Here is a 21,908-nt window from a genome sequence, read left to right on the forward strand (position 1 = left end):
GTAATCCTGATATTCAGCAGTGAGCACCGCAGGCATTGCTGCGGTGTCGAAATGTTCGGGGCAGGGCTGCAGTTAGAACTTTTCTTTGGCGCTCATGTAGCGCCACTGGCCAACAGGCAACTTGCCCATCGACACGCCGCCAATACGAATCCGGCGCATGGAAATCACGGTCAGGCCTACTGCCTGGCAGAACAGGGCGATTACACCCGGTTGCGGGTTTTTCATCGCAAAGCGCAGGCGGTTTTCACTCTGCCAGCTGGCCTTGACCGCAGGCAGCTCGCGACCCTTGTAGGTCATGCCATGGTTGAGCCGGTTCAAGCCGTGGGGTGCCATCTCGCCAGAGACCTCGACCACGTATTCCTGCTCGATCTTGCTGGCGTCGGCCGTCAGCTTGCGCACGATTTTCCAGTCCTGGGTAAACACCAGCAGGCCGCTGGCGTTGGCCTGCAGCTCGTTGCCAACGCTCAGACGCAGGAAGTGGCCCTTGAGCGGGCGCTTGCCGAAGCGGTGCTCTTCGCTCAGGGTGTCCGGGCCGATCAACGCCAGGGCGCTGTCGGTGTCCAGGCCCGCCGGGGCATTGAGCAGAATGGTCACTGGCTCGGGCGCGGTGGCCTTGGCTTGCGGGTCCAGCTCGACTTTCTGGTTGTCGACCTTGAACTGTGGCTCGTCGATGACTTCGCCATCTACCGTGACCCAGCCACCTTCAATGAACAGTTCGGCCTCACGGCGGGAGCAGCCGACGAGTTCGATGAGGCGTTTGGAGAGACGTATCGGTTCAGACATGACAGGGGCCGTAAAGGAATTGGGCGAACATTGTACCCGCCTGGCGCCGGTTAAGCCCGGCTACATTTGCCTTATGCGCGTGCTGGGCGTTTATACCGCAGGTGCAGCAGCGGGTAAGGCTGGCCCATGCCGTCCTTTTCGCAGCGTCCCGCAGCCACAAAGCCCTGCTTGAGGTAAAAACCGACGGCTTGCAGGTTTTGCTCATTGACGTCGAGGCGCTCGGCATTCAGCTCATTGATGGCGAACATCAACAGACACTTGCCGATGCCCAGCCCGCGGTAATCGGGGTGAATAAACAGCATCTCGACCTTGCCGGCCGCGACCCCGGCAAAACCGGTAATGCGCTTGCTGGTCGGGTCCTTGCAGCAGATCAGCATCACGGTATCCAGGTACTGCTCCAGGACCAGACCGCGCAACAGCTCGATATAGCTGTCCGGCAAAAAGTCATGGGTGGCACGCACCGATGCTTCCCATACGTTGGTCAGTTCTGCAAAGTCCGTGAGGCGTGGCGTATGGATGGCCCATGTGTGTTGCATCGTGCGTGTCTCCTGACACTGATGATGGAAGCAATGCCATAACGATAGCCGTAAAAAAAGCCCTGACGCCAGAGCGGCAGGGCTTTTTGCGCAGCAGTCGCGATTTAGATCACTTCAGCCCACAGGTCATACTCGTCGGCGTCGGTGACGCGGCACATGATCTTGTCGCCCGGCTTGATGTCTTTCTCGGTGGCGATAAATACATTGCCGTCGATTTCCGGGGCGTCGAAGAAGCAACGGCCTACTGCGCCTTGCTCGTCGACTTCGTCGATCAGCACTTCGATTTCCTTGCCGATTTTCATCTGCAGGCGGGCAGCGCTGATGGCCTGCTGGTGGGCCATGAAGCGGTCCCAGCGATCCTGCTTGACGTCGTCCGGCACGATGGCCGCATCCAGCAGGTTGGCCGGTGCGCCTTCTACCGGCGAGTACTGGAAGCAGCCTACGCGGTCCAGTTGGGCTTCGGTCAGCCAGTCGAGCAGGTACTGGAAGTCTTCTTCGGTTTCACCCGGGAAGCCGACGATAAAGGTCGAACGGATGATCAGTTCCGGGCAGATTTCGCGCCAGTTCTTGATCCGGGCCAGGGTCTTGTCTTCAAACGCAGGGCGTTTCATGGCCTTGAGCACTTTCGGGCTGGCGTGCTGGAACGGGATGTCCAGGTACGGCAGGATCTTGCCGGCGGCCATCAGCGGGATCAGCTCGTCAACGTGCGGGTACGGGTAGACGTAGTGCAGGCGCACCCATACGCCCAGCGAGCTCAAGGCTTCGCACAGTTCGGTCATGCGCGTCTTGACCGGCGCGCCGTTCCAGAAACCGGTGCGGTATTTGACGTCAACGCCATAGGCGCTGGTGTCCTGGGAAATCACCAGCAGCTCTTTTACGCCGGCCTTGACCAGGCGCTGGGCTTCGTCGAGCACGTCACCCACCGGGCGGCTGACCAGCTTGCCGCGCATCGACGGGATGATGCAGAAGCTGCAGCTGTGGTTGCAGCCTTCGGAAATCTTCAGGTAGGCGTAGTGGCGTGGTGTCAGCTTGACACCTTGTGGCGGTACCAGGTCGATCAGCGGGTTGTGATCCTGGCGCGGCGGCACTACCTGGTGCACGGCGTTGACCACCTGCTCGTACTGCTGCGGGCCGGTCACGGCCAGTACGCTCGGGTGGACGTCGCGAATATTGCCTTCTTCGACGCCCATGCAGCCGGTCACGATGACCTTGCCGTTTTCCTTGATGGCTTCGCCGATCACTTCCAGGGATTCTGCCTTGGCGCTGTCGATGAAACCGCAGGTGTTGACCACCACGACGTCAGCGTCCTGATAGGTCGAGACGACGTCATAGCCTTCCATGCGCAGTTGGGTAAGGATGCGCTCGGAGTCGACCAGTGCTTTCGGGCAACCCAGGGAAACAAAGCCAACCTTTGGGTTGGCTGGCTTGGTGGTAACGGTGGACATGGCGAACCTCGGTATGTAGTGACGTTACATGCCCGTAAAGGCTGCACGACGAACGGGCGCTTATTGCGCCTCTGATCAAAAAAAGTGCGCAATTTTAGCTATGGTCAACGCACTTGACCAGCGTTATACGGGGATTTGCGACGAGTGCTGCGCTATGCTGCGCGCCGTTGCGAAAGCAGGGTTTTTAACTAACGTGATTTTGTAGGCAGGAGCCGTAGCTAACACTCGGGAAATCAGCGCATGCTGCTGATCAAATGTAGCGCAAGCCATTAAGAAACGCGGTCAATGGTCGTAGGAGTGGTTGATGGGGCAGGCAAGCAGTCAGGCGGCAGAAGACGGTCACTCCAAGGCAAAGCCCATCGGGATGCTGGTTGCAGCAGTGGGTGTGGTGTACGGCGATATCGGTACCAGCCCGTTGTACACCCTTAAAGAGGTGTTTTCCGGCGGGTATGGTGTTCAGGTCAATCACGACGGTGTGTTCGGGATATTGGCGCTGATCCTGTGGTCGCTGATCTGGGTGGTTTCGATCAAGTATGTGCTGTTTATTCTGCGGGCCGACAACGAAGGCGAGGGCGGCATCATGGCCCTCACCGCACTGGCCAGGCGGGCGGCGTCGCCTTATCCGCGGTTGCGTTCGGTGCTGGTGATCCTGGGGTTGATCGGCGCGGCGCTGTTTTACGGCGACAGCATGATTACCCCGGCGATCTCGGTGCTTTCCGCCGTAGAAGGGCTTGAGCTGGCATTTGACGGCCTGGAGCATTGGGTCGTGCCGCTGGCCTTGATTGTGCTGGTGCTGCTGTTTCTGATTCAACGCCATGGCACGGCCAGTATCGGCAAGCTGTTCGGGCCGGTGATGGTGGTGTGGTTTGTGGTGTTGGGCGGGCTGGGGATTCACGGCATCGTGCAGCACCCTGAAGTGCTCAATGCGCTGAACCCGATATGGGGTGTGCGCTTCTTTGTGTCTCACCCGGGCATGGGCGTGGCCATTTTGGGCGCCGTGGTGCTGGCGCTGACCGGTGCCGAGGCGCTGTATGCCGACATGGGCCACTTTGGCCGCAAGCCGATTGCTCGGGCCTGGTTCATTCTGGTGTTGCCGGCGCTGGTGCTGAACTATTTCGGCCAGGGTGCCTTGCTGCTGGAAAACCCGGAGGCGGCGCGCAACCCGTTCTACCTGCTGGCACCGGCCTGGGCGCTGATTCCCTTGGTGGGGCTGGCCACGCTGGCGACGGTGATTGCCTCCCAGGCAGTGATTTCCGGGGCTTTCTCCCTGACCCATCAGGCCATTCAACTGGGCTATATCCCGCGTATGCATATCCAGCACACGTCCAGCGCCGAGCAGGGGCAGATTTACATTGGCGCGGTGAACTGGTCGCTGATGGTCGGGGTGATCTTGCTGGTGCTGGGCTTTGAGTCTTCTGGCGCCCTGGCTTCGGCCTACGGGGTGGCGGTGACCGGGACCATGCTGATTACCAGTATTCTGGTGTCGGCAGTGATGCTGCTGCTGTGGAAGTGGCCACCTGTTCTGGCCGTGCCAGTGTTGATCGGCTTTCTGCTGGTGGATGGCCTGTTCTTTATCGCCAACGTGCCGAAAATCTTCCAGGGCGGGGCATTCCCAGTACTGGCGGGGATTGTGCTGTTTGCCCTGATGACCACCTGGCGGCGCGGCAAGCAACTGCTGGTGGACCGTCTGGATGAAAGCGCGCTGCCACTGCCACTGTTTATCAGCAGCATCCGGGTGCAGCCGCCCCATCGAGTCAAGGGTACCGCCGTGTTTCTGACCGCACGCCCGGATGCCGTGCCCCATGCGCTGTTGCACAACCTGCTGCATAACCAGGTGCTGCACGAGCAGGTGGTATTGCTGACGGTGGTCAACGAAGATTCGCCACGGGTACCGGCTTCACGGCGCTTTGAGGTGGATGCCTATGGTGACGGGTTTTTCCGGGTGATCCTGCACTTCGGCTTTATGGACGAGCCGGATGTGCCTGAGGCGCTGAAGCTGTGCCATCTCGATGAGCTGGATTTCAGCCCGATGCGCACCACTTACTTCCTGAGCCGGGAGACCGTGATTGCCTCCAAGCTTGTGGGTATGGCCCGTTGGCGTGAGGGGTTGTTCGCCTTTATGCTCAAGAATGCCAACAGCAATCTGCGCTTCTTCAAGCTGCCGCTGAACCGGGTGATTGAGTTGGGGACGCAGGTCGAGATGTAGCCCCATCCAGGTACCATGAAAAAGCCCCGGCTCGCGAGAGTCGGGGCTTTTTTGCTGATAGCGGGGCGTATGACTGTGGGAGCGGGCTTGCTCGCGATGCAGGCGGCTCGGTGCATCTGACACACCGAGTAGAGGCTATCGCGAGCAAGCCCGCTCCCACAAAGGCTGGCTTATTGGGCAGTCACCTGATGCTTCTTGATCAGGTCCACCAGGCGCTGGGCCAGGGCCGGGTAGTTCTCGTCGAAGTGATGGCCGCCAGGCAGCTTGAGGCTTTCGCCGACTGCTGTCTTGGCAGTACAGCCACTTTCATCGACCTCTTCTGCACCATAGATGCACACCACTTTGCTGGCCGGCAGTTTGGACATTTCTTCGCCGGTATCCGCTTCTGCGCCGGCCTTGCCCAGCCAGCCATCAACATGGATCTCAAAACTGCCACTGCGGGCAAAGGCCAGCAACATGATCGAGTCGACGCGCTTTTGCTCGGCCTCAGGCAGGCGGTTATAGGTGGCTGGCAACACATCGGCGCCAAACGAATAACCCACCAGCACAAAGCGCTGGGTGCCCCATTTCTGCCGGTAGTGCTGCATCAGCTCGGTGAGGTCGGTGGCGCTTTGCTCAGGTGACTTGTGCTGCCAGTAGTAGCGCAGCATGTCGATGCCCACCACCGGGTAGCCGATCTTGGCCATTTCGCCCGCCACGTCGCGGTCCAGGTCGCGCCAGCCGCCATCACCGGAGAGGAACAGGGTCACGGTGCTGTTTTGCTGGCCGGCAGGCACTTCGACCACCGGCATGCTCAGCCCGCCGTTCTCATCGCCCACCAGGATCTTGCGCAACTCGTTGCTCAGCACTTGTGGGTAGTGAATGTCGTAGTCGCTGATGCTGGTCTGCGCGTTCGGCTGATCGCGAACGAAAGCGGCGCTCGGGTCGTCAGGGTTGTCGTTCCAGGCCACCAGCCAGTTACCGTGAGTCGCGGTTTTCGGAACGGGCAGGGCGCAGCCGGGTTCTTCCAGCTTGAAACCGACCGACACGGCCTGGGCCTTGTCATTGGTTTGCTCGGCCAGCCAGCGCCAGGCCAGGGTCGCCCCGGGGCCGATACCGCTGACCAGGGTAGCCGGGCCCTTGAGTTGTTGCAGCGCAGTTTGCAGGGCTTGCTGTTGCAGGGTGCAGTCGTCCTTGGGCAGGATCACCTGGACGACTTGCGCCTTGCCGCCACGGCTCAGGGCCATCAGTTGCTTATCGTTGAGGGCCTCTTCGGCCGGAGTGGCAATAACCACCCGGGCCTGGGCTTTCTGGCCGGGAATGACATTGGTCAGGGTCGAGCCATCAGTTTGGCTCAGGTGTTCAACCGTTGGCTGCGGTGCGGGGCGATTCCACCACCAATAGCCGCCTGCAGCAAGCGCGACCAGAACTATCAAGGCAAGCAACAAAAACCGCCAGGAACGATGTTTCATTAACGTTTCACCAATCCAGTCAAGCCGCCTGCAATCAGGGCGGCGGTATCAGCCAGTGCCACCAGCGGATCAAGTCCGGCGGGCACGGCCATGTAACGAGGTTCCCAGTCGGGCTGGAATTTGTCTTTAAAGCGGCGCAAACCCTGGAAGTTGTACAGGTGCTCGCCGCGCTGGAACAACATCGAGCCCAAACGCTGGGTCAAGGGTGCGCCGCGACGCGGTTGCAGGCCGGACAGAGGTACCATCCCCAGGCTGAAACGGGCGTATCCATGCTTTTTATAATGCTGAATCAGGCCGACCATCATAAATTCCATGGTCAGTTTCGGCGCGTCCGGGTGGGCACGCATCAGGTCCAGGCTCGACAGCTCATGGCTGTGGGTCTCAAGCAGGTTGGCAAAGGCCACCGGTTTGCCTTCAAAGCGAATAATGGCCACGCGAAAGTGCTTGATGTAGTCCTCGCTGAAACGTCCCAGGGAGAAGCCTTTTTCCCGCACGTTCTTGCCGGTGAGCCAGGCGTCGGAGATGACCTTGAGCTCATCCATCGGCGCTTCGCCCGGCTCGTGGATTTCCAGTGACAGGCCGTCACGGGTGCCACGGTTCCAGGTGTAGCGCAGGTCTTTCATCTCTTTGCCCTTGGATTCGAGATCAAAGCGGTGTAAATCGACGCGGGCTTCTTCGCCCAGCTTGATCGCGGTGAGGCCGATGTCCATGTAGAACGGCAGGTTCTCGGCGCGTACCTGATAGAACACAGGGCGGGCGTGGACGGTGTCGCACAGGTCGCGAAATTGCCAGATCAATTCGGCACGTTGCTGGGGCGGACCGATCGGGTCGTACAGCGCCACCAGGCTGCGCCCGCGACGGGCGTACATCAGGAAGGCGTTGTCGTCGGGGTGGAACAGCAGGGCCTTGTCGCCGGTGAGTGCGAGGCCGCCGTCGGGCTGGTCGGAGGCGAGGATGATCTTGCTGGCCTTTTCCAGTTCAGCGGCATCGGGCAGGTGGATCACCGGGCGGGCGGTGCGCAGCAGCCAGGTCAGGGACACGACCACCAGCAGCACGGCTGCACCCAGCAGCGAGCGCAGGCCCCGTGGCGCGTCCGAGTCGAGGGTGAACTGCCACCACAGTTGATGGCTGTACGGAACATCCTGATAGGCGAACAGCAGCAGCCAGATCGAGGCACCCAGTACGCAGATGCTGGCGACCAGATACAACGGCGAAAATGGCAGCTCGGTCAGGCGGCTCGGGCGGTAGAAAGAACGGCGGAACAAGCCCAGCAGGCTGGCGGTCAGGACCAGGACGGTTGCCTCTTCCCAGTCGAAGCCTTTAAGCAGGGACAGTACGGCGCCGACCAGCAGCAGGATCGTGGTCAGCATCCAGGCGGCGGACAGGCGCCGGCGCAAGCCCTGGGCCAGCAGCAGGCAGAGCACGCCGATCAGGCTGGCGCCAAAGTGCGAGGCGTCGACCAGGCGGTGGGGGATCAGGAAGCCGATGTGTTCAAGGCGCGTGTCAATCTCGGGTGTGGCGCCGGAAAACAGCAGGACCACGCCAGACATGAATACCAGCACGGCCAGCACCGGAGCGGCCAGACCGGAGGCTACCCGCAGGCTTTGCCGGGTCTGGATCAGGCGCTGGGCTTCGTTCATCAGCAGCATCAGGCAGGCAATCAGCAGCGGCAGAATCACATAGATCATGCGATACAGCAGCAGGGCGGCGGCCAGTGGCGCGGCCCCGAGCTTGTCGGCGAAGGCGGCCAGCAATATTGCCTCGAACACCCCGACACCGCCGGGTACATGGCTGAGCACGCCGGCCGCCAGGGCCAGCAGGTAAACCAGCATAAATGCGCCAAAGGGCGGTGCTTCAGGCAGCAGCAGGTACAGCACGGTGGCGGCGGCTGCGACGTCCAGCGCGGTAATGACCAGTTGCAGCAAGGTCAGGCGCGGGCTGGGCAGGCGCAGGGTTCGGCGTCCGGCTTTGACCAGCAGGTTGTCGGGGATCGGTTGCTCGGGCAGGCGCCGGCGGTAGATGCCCAGCGCCAGCAAGGCAAACAGAGCCAGCACCGCGAAAGCAATAGCACCTAATATCCAGGCCGGCATATGCAGGGCGGCGGAAGCTGCTGGCAGGTTGCTTAGAGTGGCCAGTGCCGCCAGGGGTGGCAAGGCGCAGCCCAGCGACAGGCTGGCAAACAGCGTCATATGGGCGACTTCGGAAGCCCCCGCGCCGTATCGTGCGTACAAGCGATAGCGCACGGAGCCGCCAGACAGCAGCGACAGGCCGATGGCATTGCCAATGGCAAAGGCGGTGAAGCCGCCCAGTGCCAGGGTTTTGGGTGGCAGTTTTACCCCCGCATAGCGGCTGGCTGACCACTCGTAACCGAGCAGAATTACAAAGCCCACGGCTGTAGCTGCCACTGCACCGAAGAGGGCGGGCTTGGGGACTTCCAGGATCGAGTCATGCAGGGCGTAGAGGTCAAGCTCGCTTAACAGATGGCGACAGGCAATCAACGCTATGGCAAACAGCAGCAGCGTCAATGCGAGGCCAATCGGTTGGCGGTACTTGCTCAGCAAATCCAGCCAGCGCAAACGGGTCGCGGCAATGGGGTGGGCTGCTGTAACGGCTTCTTTGGGTTCTGGCGAGTTATCGGGCATCAATCACCTCGTGGATCGTGCGCGATAGGATGGAGGCATAGGCTCAAGTTACCAATCCTTTTGGTCAAAATATTTCTAAATGTGTTCAGCCGTTTGCCTGAGGTTCAGGATTGGTCTGAGAAAAAAGGGTAATTGCTGGCGGACAGCATAGACGAGGGGACTTTCAGAAATATGACGTTTAATGTCAATAAACGCCTGATAGAGACTTTTCGAGCACGCACAAAAAAGGCCACTCTTTCGAGTAGCCTTTTTTGATGTTTGGTTGCGGGAGCCGGATTTGAACCGACGACCTTCGGGTTATGAGCCCGACGAGCTACCAGACTGCTCCATCCCGCGTCTGTGTGGTGGATTCTACAGCGGATCGTACAGGTGTCAACCCTTAAATCACGTAAGCGCTTGAAATACCCGGTTTTAATCCATTTCCTGCAATTGCCAGGAGAAGGGCAAAAACACTCGGGCACAAAAAAGGCCACTCTTTCGAGCAGCCTTTTAATGTTTGGTTGCGGGAGCCGGATTTGAACCGACGACCTTCGGGTTATGAGCCCGACGAGCTACCAGACTGCTCCATCCCGCGTCTGTGGGGCGCACTCTACAGTGATGAGCGGGGGTGTCAACCTTTAATGCGTAAATGAGCTAAATAAGATCAAAGCAGGCATGATTTTTGGATATGGCAGTTCGGTCTGTAGCCGCTGCCGAGGTACGAGGCTGCGTTGGCGTGGTGCGGCACTCCGACGAAGCCGTCGTAAGTCAGGCGCTATGGAGTGTCAGGTTTGTTGAGTGCCAGGGCTTGGCGACGACTGCGTCGCCGATCGCAGCCTCGTACCTCGGCAGCGGCTACAGGTTGGGTGGCAGCACAAAACACGCGCGCACAAAAAAGGCCACTCTTTCGAGTAGCCTTTTTCGATGTTTGGTTGCGGGAGCCGGATTTGAACCGACGACCTTCGGGTTATGAGCCCGACGAGCTACCAGACTGCTCCATCCCGCGTCTGTGGGGTGGATTCTACAGCGATACGCTGGGCTGTCAAACGTTAATTTAGAAAAATTCGTTATGCGTCAATTGCTTAGCTAGAAAATACAGCGATAAAAAGCCCTGCAGGCCCTGTTCTGTATGGGGTGTAGCTCTATTGGGGCTATAGATTCGATTGAAAAAAACAATTCAGCGGCGTTTTTCCCGCGTCTGTCGGGGAGAATCAAGACTACTGGTGCTATATACAGTTCGCGGTGACATACTTGCGCGATGTATTGCCTACTCCATTGAAGAACACTGCCCTACATGACGCAGCGCAAAATCATCCACGTCGACTGTGACTGTTTCTACGCCGCTATTGAGATGCGCGATGACCCGAGCCTGGCAAACAAGCCGATGGCGGTCGGGGGCTCTTCTGATCGACGTGGGGTGATCGCCACCTGCAATTACGAAGCGCGCGCCTATGGTGTGCGCTCGGCAATGTCATCCCGGCATGCCCTCAAGCTGTGTCCGGACCTGGTCATCGTCAGCGGCAGGATGGATGCCTATAAAGAAGCGTCCAGAGAAATCCACGGCATCCTGCGTGATTACACCGAGCTGATCGAGCCGCTGTCCCTGGATGAGGCTTACCTGGACGTGTCCGACAGCCCGCACTTTGCCGGCAGTGCCACGCGCATCGCCCAGGATATCCGCCGACGCGTGTCCAATCAGTTGCATATCACCGTGTCGGCCGGGGTGGCACCCAACAAGTTTCTGGCCAAGATCGCCAGTGACTGGCGCAAGCCCAACGGTTTGTTCGTGATTACCCCGGACCAGGTCGATGATTTTGTCTCGGCGTTGCCGGTCAATAAACTGCATGGCGTGGGTAAGGTCACGGCCGACAAGCTTGGGCGCCTGGGCATCGAGACCTGCCTGCAGCTGCGGGACTGGAACAAACTGGCGCTGGTGCGGGAATTTGGCAGTTTTGGTGAGCGGTTATGGGGGTTGGCGCGGGGGATTGATGAGCGGCTGGTGCAAAGTGACAGTCGGCGTCAGTCAGTCAGTGTGGAAAACACTTACGATACGGATTTGCCTGATCTGGCCAGTTGCCTGGAGAAGCTCCCGGAGCTGCTCGAGACCTTGAACCGGCGTATTGACCGTATCGACAGCAGTTATCGTCCCGGCAAGCCATTCGTCAAAGTGAAATTCCATGACTTTACCCAGACTACGCTGGAGCAGTCCGGTGCAGGGCGCGATCTTGAGAGTTATCAGGGGTTGTTGAGCCAGGCGTTTGCACGCGGCGCCAGGCCCGTGCGATTGCTCGGGCTTGGCGTGCGTTTGCATGATTTGAACAATGGGTTCGAGCAGCTGGAGCTGTTCAAGGGGTAGGTCGGTTTGCTTGTTGTGGGAGCGGGCTTGCTCGCGATGCAGGCACTGCGGTCTGTCAGGAAAACTTCAGCGATATCATCGCGGGCAAGCCCGCTCCCACACGTCAGCTGACGCCCGGGTCCGCCACCAGTCGCCCGGCATTTTTGGTCAAGGACTGCACGAATTCACGTTGTAGCTCCGGGTCGTTGCGCGTGAGTTCGATCAGGCTTTGTTCCAGTTCGCTGGCTTCTTCTTCCAGCCCCAACTCCGACAAGCGCTTGACCCGATGCACCCACTGGTTCACGTCGTCACCTTCCAGGTCGTCGTAGATCAGGTTGTGCGCTTCAAGCAACTTGCCGCGCAGGTTGCTGCTGATCGACAGGGTCGAGTCCGAATGGGTTTCGTCCTGGGCGTCTTCCACCATGATGGTCAGCTTGCCGATGTGATTGAGGTCCTGCTCGGCAAACGGGCTGTCCAGCAGGTTGAGGCGCAACACGCCATTACGGTCTGTGGTCAGCTCGTGGGCCTGCTTGCCCGCCTTGACCACCACCGGCCGCTCAGCCCAGGGCAGGCTTGAATATTCCAGGCGCTTGTCGCGCTGAACGTCATCAATGCCCGCCAGGTTCTGCTCGGCGCGGCCGTGGGACTGCACGTTCATTGCCGGGTTAATGCCGGCAAAGCCGTAGTTGATCCAGTCCTTGGTCACGCTGTCCGGTAGTTGCCCGAACATGAACACGTTCAGCACATTGGCGCCTACCCCCGCGACAATAGCCACCGCGCCCAGCGGAATCTCATAGACTTCGCGCCAGGGCTGGTAGGGGGTATAGCGGTCGTAATGGCGGGTGACATCGAACTCGGTGACCTCGAAGGTCTTTTGTTCATTGATGCGCACACGCCGTTGCGGCAACTCAAGCACGGCTGGCGAGCCCACATCGATCTGCAGGCTGTGGGCGAGCAGTTTGCGCTCGATGCGTTCCTCGTGCTCGCTGCGTTGCGACATGTGATTGGCACAGCCGCTCAGCAGCAGGGCGCCGCACATGGCGGCGCCCCCGAGGGTCAAGGTGTTTCGAGTGAACATGGCGTCTCTATCTGGGTTCAGCGAGCGATACGGGCCTGAAGGAAGGCAAGCACATCAGCAACGGGCAGGGCTTGCGGCTCTGCTTCGGTGCGGCTCTTGTATTCCAGATTGCCTTCAGCCAGGCCGCGGTCGCTGACCACGATCCGGTGCGGGATGCCGATCAGTTCCATGTCAGCGAACTTGATGCCGGGGCTGGTTTTCTTGTCGCGGTCGTCCAGCAGCACTTCAAAACCTGCTGCCGTCAGTTCGGCATACAGTTTGTCGGTGGCTTCGCGCACGGCTTCGGTTTCGTAGCGCAGCGGTACCAGGGCAATCTGGAACGGTGCCAGGGCATCGCTCCAGATAATTCCGCGCTCGTCGTTGTTCTGCTCGATGGCTGCAGCCACCACGCGGGAAACACCAATACCGTAGCAGCCCATTGCCAGGGTGACCGGCTTGCCGTTTTCGCCCAGCACCTGGCACTTCATGGCTTCGCTGTACTTGGTGCCCAGCTGGAAGATGTGACCCACTTCGATGCCGCGCTTGATTTCCAGGGTGCCCTTGCCGTCCGGGCTAGGGTCGCCGGCAACCACGTTACGCAGGTCGGCAACGGTCGGTACTGGCAGATCGCGCTCCCAGTTCACGCCGAAGTAGTGTTTGTCGTCGATATTGGCGCCCACGCCGAAGTCGCTCATCAGCTCGACCGAGCGATCGATGATGCAGGGCAGTGGCAGGTTCAGCGGGCCCAGGGAGCCAGCACCGGCGCCGATGGCGTCACGCAGTTCTGCGTCGGATGCCATGACCAGCGGGCTGTGTACCAACGGATGGTTGGCAGCCTTGATTTCGTTGAGTTCGTGATCGCCACGGATCACCAGGGCGATCAGCTTGCCGGCTTCGGCAGCGTGAACGATCAGGGTCTTGACGGTCTTTTCGATCGGCAGGTCATAGCCGTCGACCAGTTGCGCGATGGTCTTGGCGTCCGGCGTATCGATCAGGCGCAGTTCCTGGGTGGCCGCTGGGCGCGAGGTTTCAGCGGGCACGGCTTCGGCTTTTTCGATGTTGGCCGCGTAGTCGGAACCATTGCTGAACACGATATCGTCTTCACCGGATTCAGCCAGCACATGGAACTCGTGGGAGCCGGCACCGCCGATGGAGCCGTTGTCGGCTTCAACCGGGCGGAAGTTCAGGCCCAGGCGGGTGAATACGTTGCAGTAGGCCTGGTGCATGCGGTCATAAGTGACCTGCAGCGAAGCGTTATCGGCGTGGAACGAGTAGGCGTCCTTCATGATGAATTCGCGGCCGCGCATCAAGCCGAAGCGTGGGCGGATCTCGTCACGGAATTTGGTCTGGATCTGGTACAGGTTGATTGGCAGCTGTTTGTAGCTGTTCAACTCATTGCGGCACAGGTCGGTGATCACTTCTTCGTGGGTCGGGCCCACGCAGAACTCACGACCGTGGCGGTCTTTAAGGCGCAGCAGCTCCGGGCCGTATTCTTCCCAGCGCCCCGATTCCTGCCACAGTTCGGCTGGCTGGATGCTCGGCATCAGCACTTCCAGAGCGCCTGCAGCGTTCATTTCTTCACGAACAATGGCTTCGGCCTTGCGCATGATCCGCAGGCCCATGGGCAGCCAGGTGTACAGGCCCGAAGCAAGTTTGCGAATCATGCCGGCGCGCAGCATCAGCTGATGGCTGATAACGACCGCATCTGAAGGCGTTTCTTTCTGTGTGGCGAGCAAATATTGACTGGTGCGCATGGTTAGCCGTTGCCGTGCTGGTGACTAGATATGACTGAGCATTGTACGGGCGAGACGTGCCTGCGTACAGGGTGGGCGGGGGAGAGGGGCTCCCCCCCGTGTTTACGGGTGTTTTTCCAGGTCTACCGCTGGCTTGTGGCGGGCCCGGCGGCTCTCCTGGTACCAGTGCAGGCTGATCAGCAGCAGTGTGGGGATGCCCATCACCGCGGTGATGATAAAGAAGTTGTGATAACCGAACTTCTCCACCATGACCCCCGAGTATCCTCCCATCAAACGCGGCAGCAGCAGCATGATCGAACTGAGCAGGGCGTACTGGGTGGCGGAAAACTTGAGGTTGGTCAGGCTGGACAGGTAGGCCACGAACGCCGAAGTGGCGAGGCCGGAGCTGAAGTTGTCGAGGGAAATGGTGACAATCAGCATCTGCAGATTCGGCCCCATATCGGCGAGCAGCATGAACAGCAGGTTGGTGCCTGCCGATGCTGCGCCGCCGATAAGCAGGATCGGCAGTATGCCGAAACGCACAATCAGCAAGCCGCCCATGCCCGCCCCGACAAGGGTCATGATCAGGCCGAAAATCTTGCTGACCCCGGCAATCTGGTCCTTGGTAAAGCCCTGGTCGATATAAAACACGTTGGCCATGACGCCCATGACCGTGTCTGACATCCGGTAGGTGGCAATCAACCCCAGCAGCAGCAGGGCTTGCCAGCGATAGCGCACAATAAAGTCGTTTACCGGCGTTAGCACCGGCGCCAGGCCGCGTCGGCCAATGGATGACAGGCACAATACCGTCAGCAGGGTGTACAGGATGGCACGCAGAAAGGCCCGGTCTTCCAGCACCAGGGTGATCGGGCTCACGCCTTCGAATAACACGCCGGCAAAATCGGTGTTGTAGAGCTGGGTGAACATGGCCGGCACGGATACCAGCAATACGATCAGGACGAAAACCGACGCCAGCTGGTGGCCGAAACTGTAGCGCCCGGCTGACAGCTGGGTACGCAACGGCACGGGTGGTTCGCGCATAAACAGGGTGGTGAGCAGCGCGGGCACCATCAACAGGCCGAACAGCACGTAGGTGCCGGTCCAGGCCGAGTGCTTGTAGTTGAAGCCCGTCGAACCAAAGCCCTCGGCAAAGAACAGGGCGCCCGCCGTGGCCAGCAGGGCGGCCACGCGATAGCCGGACATGTAACTGGCGGCGAGCGCGGCCTGACGGTTGTCTTCGGCGATTTCCAGGCGATAGGCATCGACGGCAATGTCCTGGGTGGCCGAAGCGAAGGACACCACAACCGCAATGGCAATCAGCCAGGACAGATGTTTTTGCGGGTCACAAAAGCCCATGCCGATCAGGCCCAGAATGACCAGCGATTGCGACAGCACCAGCCATGAGCGACGCCGGCCCAGTTTGCCGAGCAATGGCAGGCGCCACTGGTCCAGCAGCGGCGACCACACCCACTTGAAGGCATAGGCCAGCCCGATCAGGCTGGCATAACCAATGGTTTCGCGGGCCACGCCGGCTTCGCGCAACCATACGGAGAGCGTTGAAAACACCAGCATGTACGGCAAACCGGCGGCAAAACCGAGCAGCAACAGCACGAGGGTCGAGGGGCTGGAATACGCAGCTAGCGCTTCGCGCCAGGTTTTACGGGGCATGGACTGGAGTCTGCCTCTGGTTGCGGAAACAAAGGGCGCACTCTAACCGCAGTGCTCTATCTGGCGCCAGCCATGACGGTGCATATCCACGCGATTATTCATGATGCTCACCCCTTCAGCGCGCAAACGCGCCCGTTGCTCATCACCCGAAGGACTGCCTGCTGGCAAACTGATACGCCCGCCGGCAGCGAGAACCCGGTGCCAGGGCAGGCGCGTACCTTCCGGGAGCTGGCTCAGGGTGCGCCCGACCCAACGCGCTGCGCGCCCCAGCCCGGCCGCTTCGGCAAGTTGACCGTAAGTAACCACATAACCTGCGGGCACCATCATCAAGGTTGAGTACAGCGCCGTGCGCCGAATCTCGGCAGGGGTTTGAAGGATGTCTGGCGGTGTATTCAAGGTGCACTTCTGGGTAAGAGGGGGGGTTACAGAACTATAGAATGAACTCCGGCACAATGAGCCGGTCTTTCTTCCTCAAGGGCGTGTCCATCGGGATAATGCCGGCATTCTTTCGCTTTTCTGAGTCTCGCACCTGCTTATGTTGTCCAGAACCCTGCTATGCCTTGTTGCCATGTGCCTTGCCACACCTGTGTTTGCCGATACGGTGTGGTTGAAAAACGGCGACCGCCTGAGCGGCAAGATCAAAGTCTTTGATGGCGGCAAGCTGCTGATCCAGACCGACTATGCCGGTGCCGTGCCGATTGACTGGAAACAGGTCAAAACACTCGAAAGCGATCAGGAGCTACTGGTCAAACAGGATGCCTGGACCGGTGAAAAGGCCAAGTCGTTGCAGGCGGCCGAAGACGGCAGCGTCACCCTGGCCAACGGCGAAGCACCAAAAACCGTAGCACTGGCCAGTATCCAGCAAATCATCAAGCCCAAGCCGCTGGTTGAAGACATGGTCTGGAAAGGCAATGTTGACGTGGCGATGGACTACAAGCGGGCGGACAAGGATACCGACGACTACGATCTCGATTTCAAGACCACTGCCCGCCACGGCGCCTGGCGTCATCACGCAGAGGGTGAATACAACCGCGAGTTTCAGAACGATGTTGTCACCACGGACAACTGGACTGCCGAGTACGCGCTCGACTACTTCATCGATGAAAAGTGGTACTGGCAAGGTCGCTTGACCTACAACCGCGATCGGGTCGAAGACATCTCCCGCCAGCGCACGGTCGGTACTGGCCCTGGCTATCAGTTTTGGGATGACGAACTGGGCGCGTTCTCGCTCGGCTCACTGCTCAATCGCACCGACTACGAATACTCTGACGGCAAGAAAGACAACTTCTACTCGCTAGCCATGAAATGGGACTACAACCGCTACCTGATGGGCAAAACGGTCTCATTCTTTACCAATGGTGAATTGGGCAAGTCGCTGGAAGGGGAGTCGGACTACAGTCTCGATTCCGAAATCGGCTTGCGCTACAAGGTGACGGAATGGGCATCGCTGAACCTCAAGGCCGAGAAAGACTTGATCGGCAGCTCGACCGGTTCCGATAACTCCCTTAACAAAACCCGCTATACCGTGGGGTTTGGGGTGGTCTGGTGATCACTCACGCCGTAGCAGCTGCCGAAGGAACGAGGCTGCGTTCGGCGGCGAAGCCGTCGTAAAACCTGTGAACTCAATAAATCTGGCACACCGAGTTGCCTGATTCACGACGACTGCGTCGCCGAACGCAGCCTCGTTCCTCCGGCAGCTGCTACAGTTTGCTCTAGATCCGCAGCCCGCCATCGAGCTCCAGTATCCGCCCGGTGTAGTAGTCGTTTTCAAAAATATACGCCGCCGAATGGGCGATTTCTTCAACCTTGCCCATGCGCTTGAGCGGGATGCCCGAGGTCATTTTTTCCAGGGCTTCGGGCTTCATGCCCAGGGTCATTTCGGTTTCGATAAAGCCAGGTGCAATCCCGGCTACCCGAATGCCGTAGCGCGACAGCTCCTTGGCCCAGGTCACGGTTGCCGCCGCAACCCCGGCCTTGGCCGCCGAGTAGTTGGTCTGGCCGACATTGCCGGCACGGGATATCGACGAAATATTGATGATCGCGCCCTGGCTGTTGAGCTCGATCATTTTCGCCGCCACCTCACGGGTGCACAGGAACACCCCGGTCAGGTTGACGTCGATCACTGCCTGCCATTGCGCCAGGCTCATCTTGGTCATGACGCCATCCTTGACCTTGAGCAGCAGCCCGTCACGCAAGATTCCGGCGTTGTTGACAAGACCATTGATCGCGCGAAAATCTTCTGCAATCTGGGCCACGGTTTGCGTAACCTGTTCTTCGTCAGCGACATTGCACAGGTAAGCGCGAGCCTCGACACCGTGTGCCTGACAGGCCGCAACGGCCAACTCGAGCTTTTCCGGGTTGAGGTCGACCAGTGCCAGTTTGGCGCCCTTGGCCGCCAGGTACTCGGCCATTGCACGGCCCAGGCCCTGGCAGCCGCCAGTGATAATGATTACTTTGTCTTTTAGTTGCATGTGTGCCCTGATCTCGACCGTTAAATGCGGATTTTTATTAAGGAGTCATAAGTTGAGCGTTGAAGCTGCCAAGCATGCCCGAGAATTATTGCTCAAGGAATACCGTGGCGCCCTGGCTACCCAGTCCAAGGCCATGCCGGGTTTCCCGTTTGGCTCCGTGGTGCCGTACTGCCTGGACGAGCAGGGGCGGCCGCTGATCCTGATCAGCCGCATTGCCCAGCACACCCATAACCTGCGCAAGGACCCCAAGTGCTCCCTGATGGTGGGCGAGCGCGGGGCTGAAGATGTGCAGGCGGTCGGCCGCCTTACCGTGCTGGCCGAAGCCGAACAACTGAGCGATGCCGCCGCCATTGCCGCCGCCGCCGAGCGTTACTACCGCTATTTCCCCGAAGCGAAGGGCTATGACATTGCCCATGATTTCGACTTCTGGGTGCTCAACCCGGTGCGTCACCGTTACATCGGCGGCTTTGGTGCCATTCACTGGCTGGACCAGGTCACGCTGGCCAACCCCTTTGCCGGGCAGGTCGAGGTGCGCATGGTCGAGCACATGAACAGCGACCACGCCAATGCCATCGAACACTATGTCGAAATGACCGGGCTGCCCCGCACAGCGCCAGCTACGCTGGTGGGCATCGACAGCGAAGGCATGCACTTGCGCATCGGCGAAGGGCTGCACTGGCTGGCCTTTCCTGAGCCTTGCAACACTTCGACACAGGTGCGCGAAGCTCTGGTTTTGCTGGCCCGAGCCAGTGAATGGCCGAAAAAACAGACGGTCTGACCTTGAATTTGTACAGGCGCGCCGTCATCTAGTCTTGGTTGGAAGATATTCTTCCGGAGAGGAATCATTTGATGCGCGCTTTTCTATTGCTCTTTCTGTTGTTTCCAGTGCTAGAGCTGTACGTCTTTTTCAAGGTCAGCACCGCTATCGGGTTTTTCCCCGCGTTGTTGCTGATCATTGCCGGCTCCATGCTCGGTGTACTGGTTGTTCGCGTCGCAGGCCTGGCCACGGCGCTCAAGGCGCGTGAAAGCCTTAACCGCGGCGAACTGCCTGCCCAGCAAATGCTTGAAGGCCTGATGCTGGCGCTGGGTGGTGGCCTGTTGGTTCTACCAGGTTTTATCAGCGATGCGGCCGGTCTGCTGTTGCTGTTCCCGCCAGTTCGCCGGTTTCTGGTCAACCGCCTGCGCAAGCGTGCTGAAGAACAGGCGATCCGCCAGCGTGCGTTTGCCGAAGATTTCGAAGCCGCACGACCACGCTCCCATCAGCCTTTGGGGCGTGAGCCCAATGTGATCGAAGGCGAGTTCGAACACCGCGACAAATAAGGCTTTGGCATGAACAACACGGCACCCAGGGTGCCGTGTTTGTTTTTGGCGAGGCGCCAGGTTAAAAAATTCCTGGGCGTGCCCTTGTAATAAGTGGATGCGCCCTTATGTAACGGACACCGCAGGGTTTTACTGGCAACAGCAAAACTCCAACCGCGAATCGCCCCCGGCATTTCCGGACTCGTAAACCCAGCCGGTATTGACACCGGCCGATGAACACCTCAATTAGGAGAGATCGACAATGAAGCTTCGTCCTCTGCATGACCGCGTCGTAATCCGTCGCAGCGAAGAAGAAAAGAAAACCGCTGGTGGTATCGTTCTGCCGGGTTCTGCTGCTGAAAAAGCTAACAGCGGTGAAGTGATCGCCGTTGGTACGGGTCGCGTTCTGGACAACGGTGAAGTGCGTGCACTGGCCGTTAAAGTGGGTGACAAGGTTGTGTTCGGCCCTTACTCCGGCAGCAACACTGTAAAAGTCGACGGCGAAGACCTGCTGGTTATGGCTGAGAACGAGATTCTCGCTGTAATCGAAGGCTGATTTCCCGCTCCTTTTCCCGTTACTACAAAGTATTTAAGGAAGAACGAACATGGCTGCTAAAGAAGTTAAATTCGGCGACTCCGCCCGTAAAAAAATGCTGGCCGGTGTAAACGTCCTGGCTGACGCAGTAAAAGCGACCTTGGGCCCTAAAGGCCGTAACGTGATCATCGAGAAGAGCTTCGGCGCTCCGACCATCACCAAGGACGGCGTGTCCGTTGCCAAAGAAATCGAGCTGAAAGATCGCTTCGAAAACATGGGCGCGCAGCTGGTTAAAGACGTTGCCTCCCGTGCCAACGATGACGCTGGTGACGGTACTACCACTGCAACCGTTCTGGCTCAGTCGATCGTCAACGAAGGCCTGAAAGCCGTCGCTGCCGGCATGAACCCGATGGACCTGAAGCGCGGTATCGACAAAGCGACCATCGCTATCGTCAAAGAGCTGCGTCAACTGGCCAAGCCATGCGCTGACGGCAAGGCAATCGCTCAGGTAGGTACCATCTCTGCCAACTCCGACAGCTCCATCGGCGAAATCATTGCCGAAGCCATGGAAAAAGTCGGTAAAGAAGGCGTGATCACCGTTGAAGAAGGCTCGGGCCTGGAAAACGAACTGTCTGTTGTTGAAGGCATGCAGTTCGACCGTGGCTACCTGTCCCCTTACTTCGTCAACAAGCCAGACACCATGGTGGCTGAGCTGGACGGCCCGCTGATCCTGTTGGTAGACAAAAAGATCTCCAACATCCGCGAAATGCTGCCAGTTCTGGAAGCCGTTGCAAAAGCCGGCCGTCCACTGCTGATCGTGGCTGAAGACGTTGAAGGCGAAGCCCTGGCGACTCTGGTTGTGAACAACATGCGCGGTATCGTTAAAGTCGCTGCTGTTAAAGCACCAGGCTTCGGCGACCGTCGCAAAGCAATGCTGCAGGACATCGCTGTTCTGACTGGCGGTACCGTTATCTCCGAAGAGATCGGCCTGAGCCTGGAAAGCACTACCCTGGAGCACCTGGGTAACGCCAAGCGCGTGATCCTGTCCAAAGAAAACACCACCATCATCGATGGTGCTGGTAACGACGCGGACATCCAGGCACGTGTTACCCAGATCCGTGCTCAAGTGGCTGACACCACTTCGGACTACGACCGTGAAAAACTGCAAGAGCGTCTGGCCAAGCTGTCTGGCGGCGTTGCAGTGATCAAGGTTGGCGCTGGTTCTGAAGTAGAAATGAAAGAGAAGAAAGCCCGCGTTGAAGACGCCCTGCACGCAACCCGTGCAGCCGTTGAAGAAGGCGTGGTACCTGGCGGTGGCGTGGCACTGGTTCGCGCTCTGCAAGCCATCTCCGAACTGAAAGGCGACAACGCTGATCAGAACGTGGGTATTGCTCTGCTGCGCCGTGCTGTTGAAGCACCTCTGCGCCAGATCGTTGCCAACTCCGGCGACGAGCCAAGCGTAGTTGTCGACAAAGTGAAGCAGGGTTCGGGTAACTACGGTTACAACGCTGCTACTGGCGAATACGGCGACATGATCGAAATGGGTATCCTTGACCCGGCCAAAGTGACTCGTTCGGCTCTGCAAGCGGCTTCGTCGATTGCCAGCCTGATGATCACCACTGAGGCGATGATCGCTGAGATCCAGGAAGACAAACCAGCTGGCGGCATGCCAGACATGGGCGGCATGGGTGGTATGGGCGGCATGATGTAAGCCAGCCTTACCCCGATACGCAAAAGCCCCGCCTGAGTGATCAGGCGGGGCTTTTTT

Annotated in this window: 17 protein-coding genes and 3 tRNA genes; 7 read left to right on the forward strand and 13 right to left on the reverse strand. The window is 59.2% G+C overall.

Translation table 11 applies throughout. The features are described 5' to 3' along the window. Positions 1-72: 72 nt before the first annotated feature. The 3 genes from BLU25_RS20560 to rimO all read right to left on the reverse strand — a co-directional run bounded on the left by BLU25_RS20560 (position 73) and on the right by rimO (position 2,764). Entirely contained in the window at positions 73-783 is a 711-nt protein-coding gene (locus BLU25_RS20560) for an rRNA pseudouridine synthase (protein WP_016779779.1), read from the reverse strand. Between the two features lie 71 nt (positions 784-854). Further along, on the reverse strand, positions 855-1,319 hold the full coding sequence (locus BLU25_RS20565) for a GNAT family N-acetyltransferase (RefSeq protein ID WP_016779780.1): 465 nt from the start codon (positions 1,317-1,319) through the stop codon (positions 855-857). 104 nt (positions 1,320-1,423) lie between these two features. Continuing rightward, positions 1,424-2,764: a 30S ribosomal protein S12 methylthiotransferase RimO gene (gene rimO, locus BLU25_RS20570; RefSeq protein ID WP_016779781.1), complete on the reverse strand. Its 1,341-nt coding sequence runs from the start codon at positions 2,762-2,764 to the stop codon at positions 1,424-1,426. Between the two features lie 304 nt (positions 2,765-3,068). Between rimO and BLU25_RS20580 the strand changes: the two genes are divergently transcribed. Continuing rightward, positions 3,069-4,970 carry a potassium transporter Kup gene (locus BLU25_RS20580; protein WP_016779782.1) on the forward strand — a complete coding sequence of 634 codons (1,902 nt, stop codon included), beginning with the start codon at positions 3,069-3,071 and terminating at the stop codon, positions 4,968-4,970. A 170-nt stretch (positions 4,971-5,140) separates the two neighbouring features. On the opposite strand, the gene BLU25_RS20585 is transcribed toward BLU25_RS20580, so the two are convergent. The 5 genes from BLU25_RS20585 to BLU25_RS20605 form a co-directional block, all read right to left on the reverse strand. Continuing rightward, positions 5,141-6,421: a virulence factor family protein gene (locus tag BLU25_RS20585; RefSeq protein ID WP_016779783.1), complete on the reverse strand. Its 1,281-nt coding sequence runs from the start codon at positions 6,419-6,421 to the stop codon at positions 5,141-5,143. Next, on the reverse strand, positions 6,421-9,063 hold the full coding sequence (mprF, locus tag BLU25_RS20590; protein ID WP_016779784.1) for a bifunctional lysylphosphatidylglycerol flippase/synthetase MprF: 2,643 nt from the start codon (positions 9,061-9,063) through the stop codon (positions 6,421-6,423). Before mprF ends, BLU25_RS20585 begins: the two co-directional genes overlap by 1 nt. Positions 9,064-9,322: 259 nt before the next feature. Further along, positions 9,323-9,399 (reverse strand) — tRNA-Met (locus tag BLU25_RS20595). A gap of 161 nt (positions 9,400-9,560) precedes the next feature. Next, positions 9,561-9,637 (reverse strand) — tRNA-Met (locus BLU25_RS20600). A gap of 334 nt (positions 9,638-9,971) precedes the next feature. After that, positions 9,972-10,048 (reverse strand) — tRNA-Met (locus BLU25_RS20605). Between the two features lie 288 nt (positions 10,049-10,336). Between BLU25_RS20605 and dinB the strand changes: the two genes are divergently transcribed. After that, the gene (dinB, locus tag BLU25_RS20610) at positions 10,337-11,398 is read left to right on the forward strand and encodes a DNA polymerase IV (protein ID WP_016779785.1); all 1,062 of its coding nucleotides are present in this window, start codon (positions 10,337-10,339) and stop codon (positions 11,396-11,398) included. Between the two features lie 103 nt (positions 11,399-11,501). On the opposite strand, the gene BLU25_RS20615 is transcribed toward dinB, so the two are convergent. The 4 genes from BLU25_RS20615 to BLU25_RS20630 all read right to left on the reverse strand — a co-directional run bounded on the left by BLU25_RS20615 (position 11,502) and on the right by BLU25_RS20630 (position 16,231). Beyond that, positions 11,502-12,455, reverse strand: a complete 954-nt coding sequence (locus BLU25_RS20615) for a hypothetical protein (RefSeq protein ID WP_016779786.1) — start codon at positions 12,453-12,455, stop codon at positions 11,502-11,504. A 17-nt stretch (positions 12,456-12,472) separates the two neighbouring features. Further along, the gene (locus BLU25_RS20620; RefSeq protein WP_083369808.1) at positions 12,473-14,188 is read right to left on the reverse strand and encodes a proline--tRNA ligase; all 1,716 of its coding nucleotides are present in this window, start codon (positions 14,186-14,188) and stop codon (positions 12,473-12,475) included. A 102-nt stretch (positions 14,189-14,290) separates the two neighbouring features. Then, on the reverse strand, positions 14,291-15,835 hold the full coding sequence (locus BLU25_RS20625; protein WP_083369809.1) for an AmpG family muropeptide MFS transporter: 1,545 nt from the start codon (positions 15,833-15,835) through the stop codon (positions 14,291-14,293). 42 nt (positions 15,836-15,877) lie between these two features. Beyond that, a complete protein-coding gene (locus tag BLU25_RS20630; RefSeq protein ID WP_016779789.1) occupies positions 15,878-16,231 on the reverse strand; it encodes an MGMT family protein in 354 nt (117 codons plus the stop codon). Positions 16,232-16,370: 139 nt separating this feature from the next. Between BLU25_RS20630 and BLU25_RS20635 the strand changes: the two genes are divergently transcribed. Then, positions 16,371-17,384 (forward strand): DUF481 domain-containing protein, encoded by a 1,014-nt coding sequence (locus BLU25_RS20635; protein ID WP_029611280.1) that lies wholly within the window; start codon positions 16,371-16,373, stop codon positions 17,382-17,384. A 163-nt stretch (positions 17,385-17,547) separates the two neighbouring features. On the opposite strand, the gene BLU25_RS20640 is transcribed toward BLU25_RS20635, so the two are convergent. Next, positions 17,548-18,306, reverse strand: a complete 759-nt coding sequence (locus tag BLU25_RS20640) for an SDR family oxidoreductase (RefSeq protein WP_016779791.1) — start codon at positions 18,304-18,306, stop codon at positions 17,548-17,550. A 52-nt stretch (positions 18,307-18,358) separates the two neighbouring features. On the opposite strand from BLU25_RS20640, the gene BLU25_RS20645 reads away from it, so the two are divergent. The 4 genes from BLU25_RS20645 (at position 18,359) to groL (ending at position 21,851) form a co-directional block, all read left to right on the forward strand. Then, positions 18,359-19,084 (forward strand): HugZ family pyridoxamine 5'-phosphate oxidase, encoded by a 726-nt coding sequence (locus tag BLU25_RS20645; protein ID WP_016779792.1) that lies wholly within the window; start codon positions 18,359-18,361, stop codon positions 19,082-19,084. 71 nt (positions 19,085-19,155) lie between these two features. Next, positions 19,156-19,626 (forward strand): FxsA family protein, encoded by a 471-nt coding sequence (locus tag BLU25_RS20650; protein ID WP_016779793.1) that lies wholly within the window; start codon positions 19,156-19,158, stop codon positions 19,624-19,626. 241 nt (positions 19,627-19,867) lie between these two features. Continuing rightward, the gene (locus tag BLU25_RS20655) at positions 19,868-20,161 is read left to right on the forward strand and encodes a co-chaperone GroES (protein ID WP_016779794.1); all 294 of its coding nucleotides are present in this window, start codon (positions 19,868-19,870) and stop codon (positions 20,159-20,161) included. 49 nt (positions 20,162-20,210) lie between these two features. After that, the gene (gene groL / locus BLU25_RS20660) at positions 20,211-21,851 is read left to right on the forward strand and encodes a chaperonin GroEL (protein ID WP_016779795.1); all 1,641 of its coding nucleotides are present in this window, start codon (positions 20,211-20,213) and stop codon (positions 21,849-21,851) included. The last annotated feature ends 57 nt before the right edge of the window (positions 21,852-21,908 follow it).

Source organism: Pseudomonas fragi, from assembly GCF_900105835.1.
Classification (GTDB): domain Bacteria; phylum Pseudomonadota; class Gammaproteobacteria; order Pseudomonadales; family Pseudomonadaceae; genus Aquipseudomonas; species Aquipseudomonas fragi.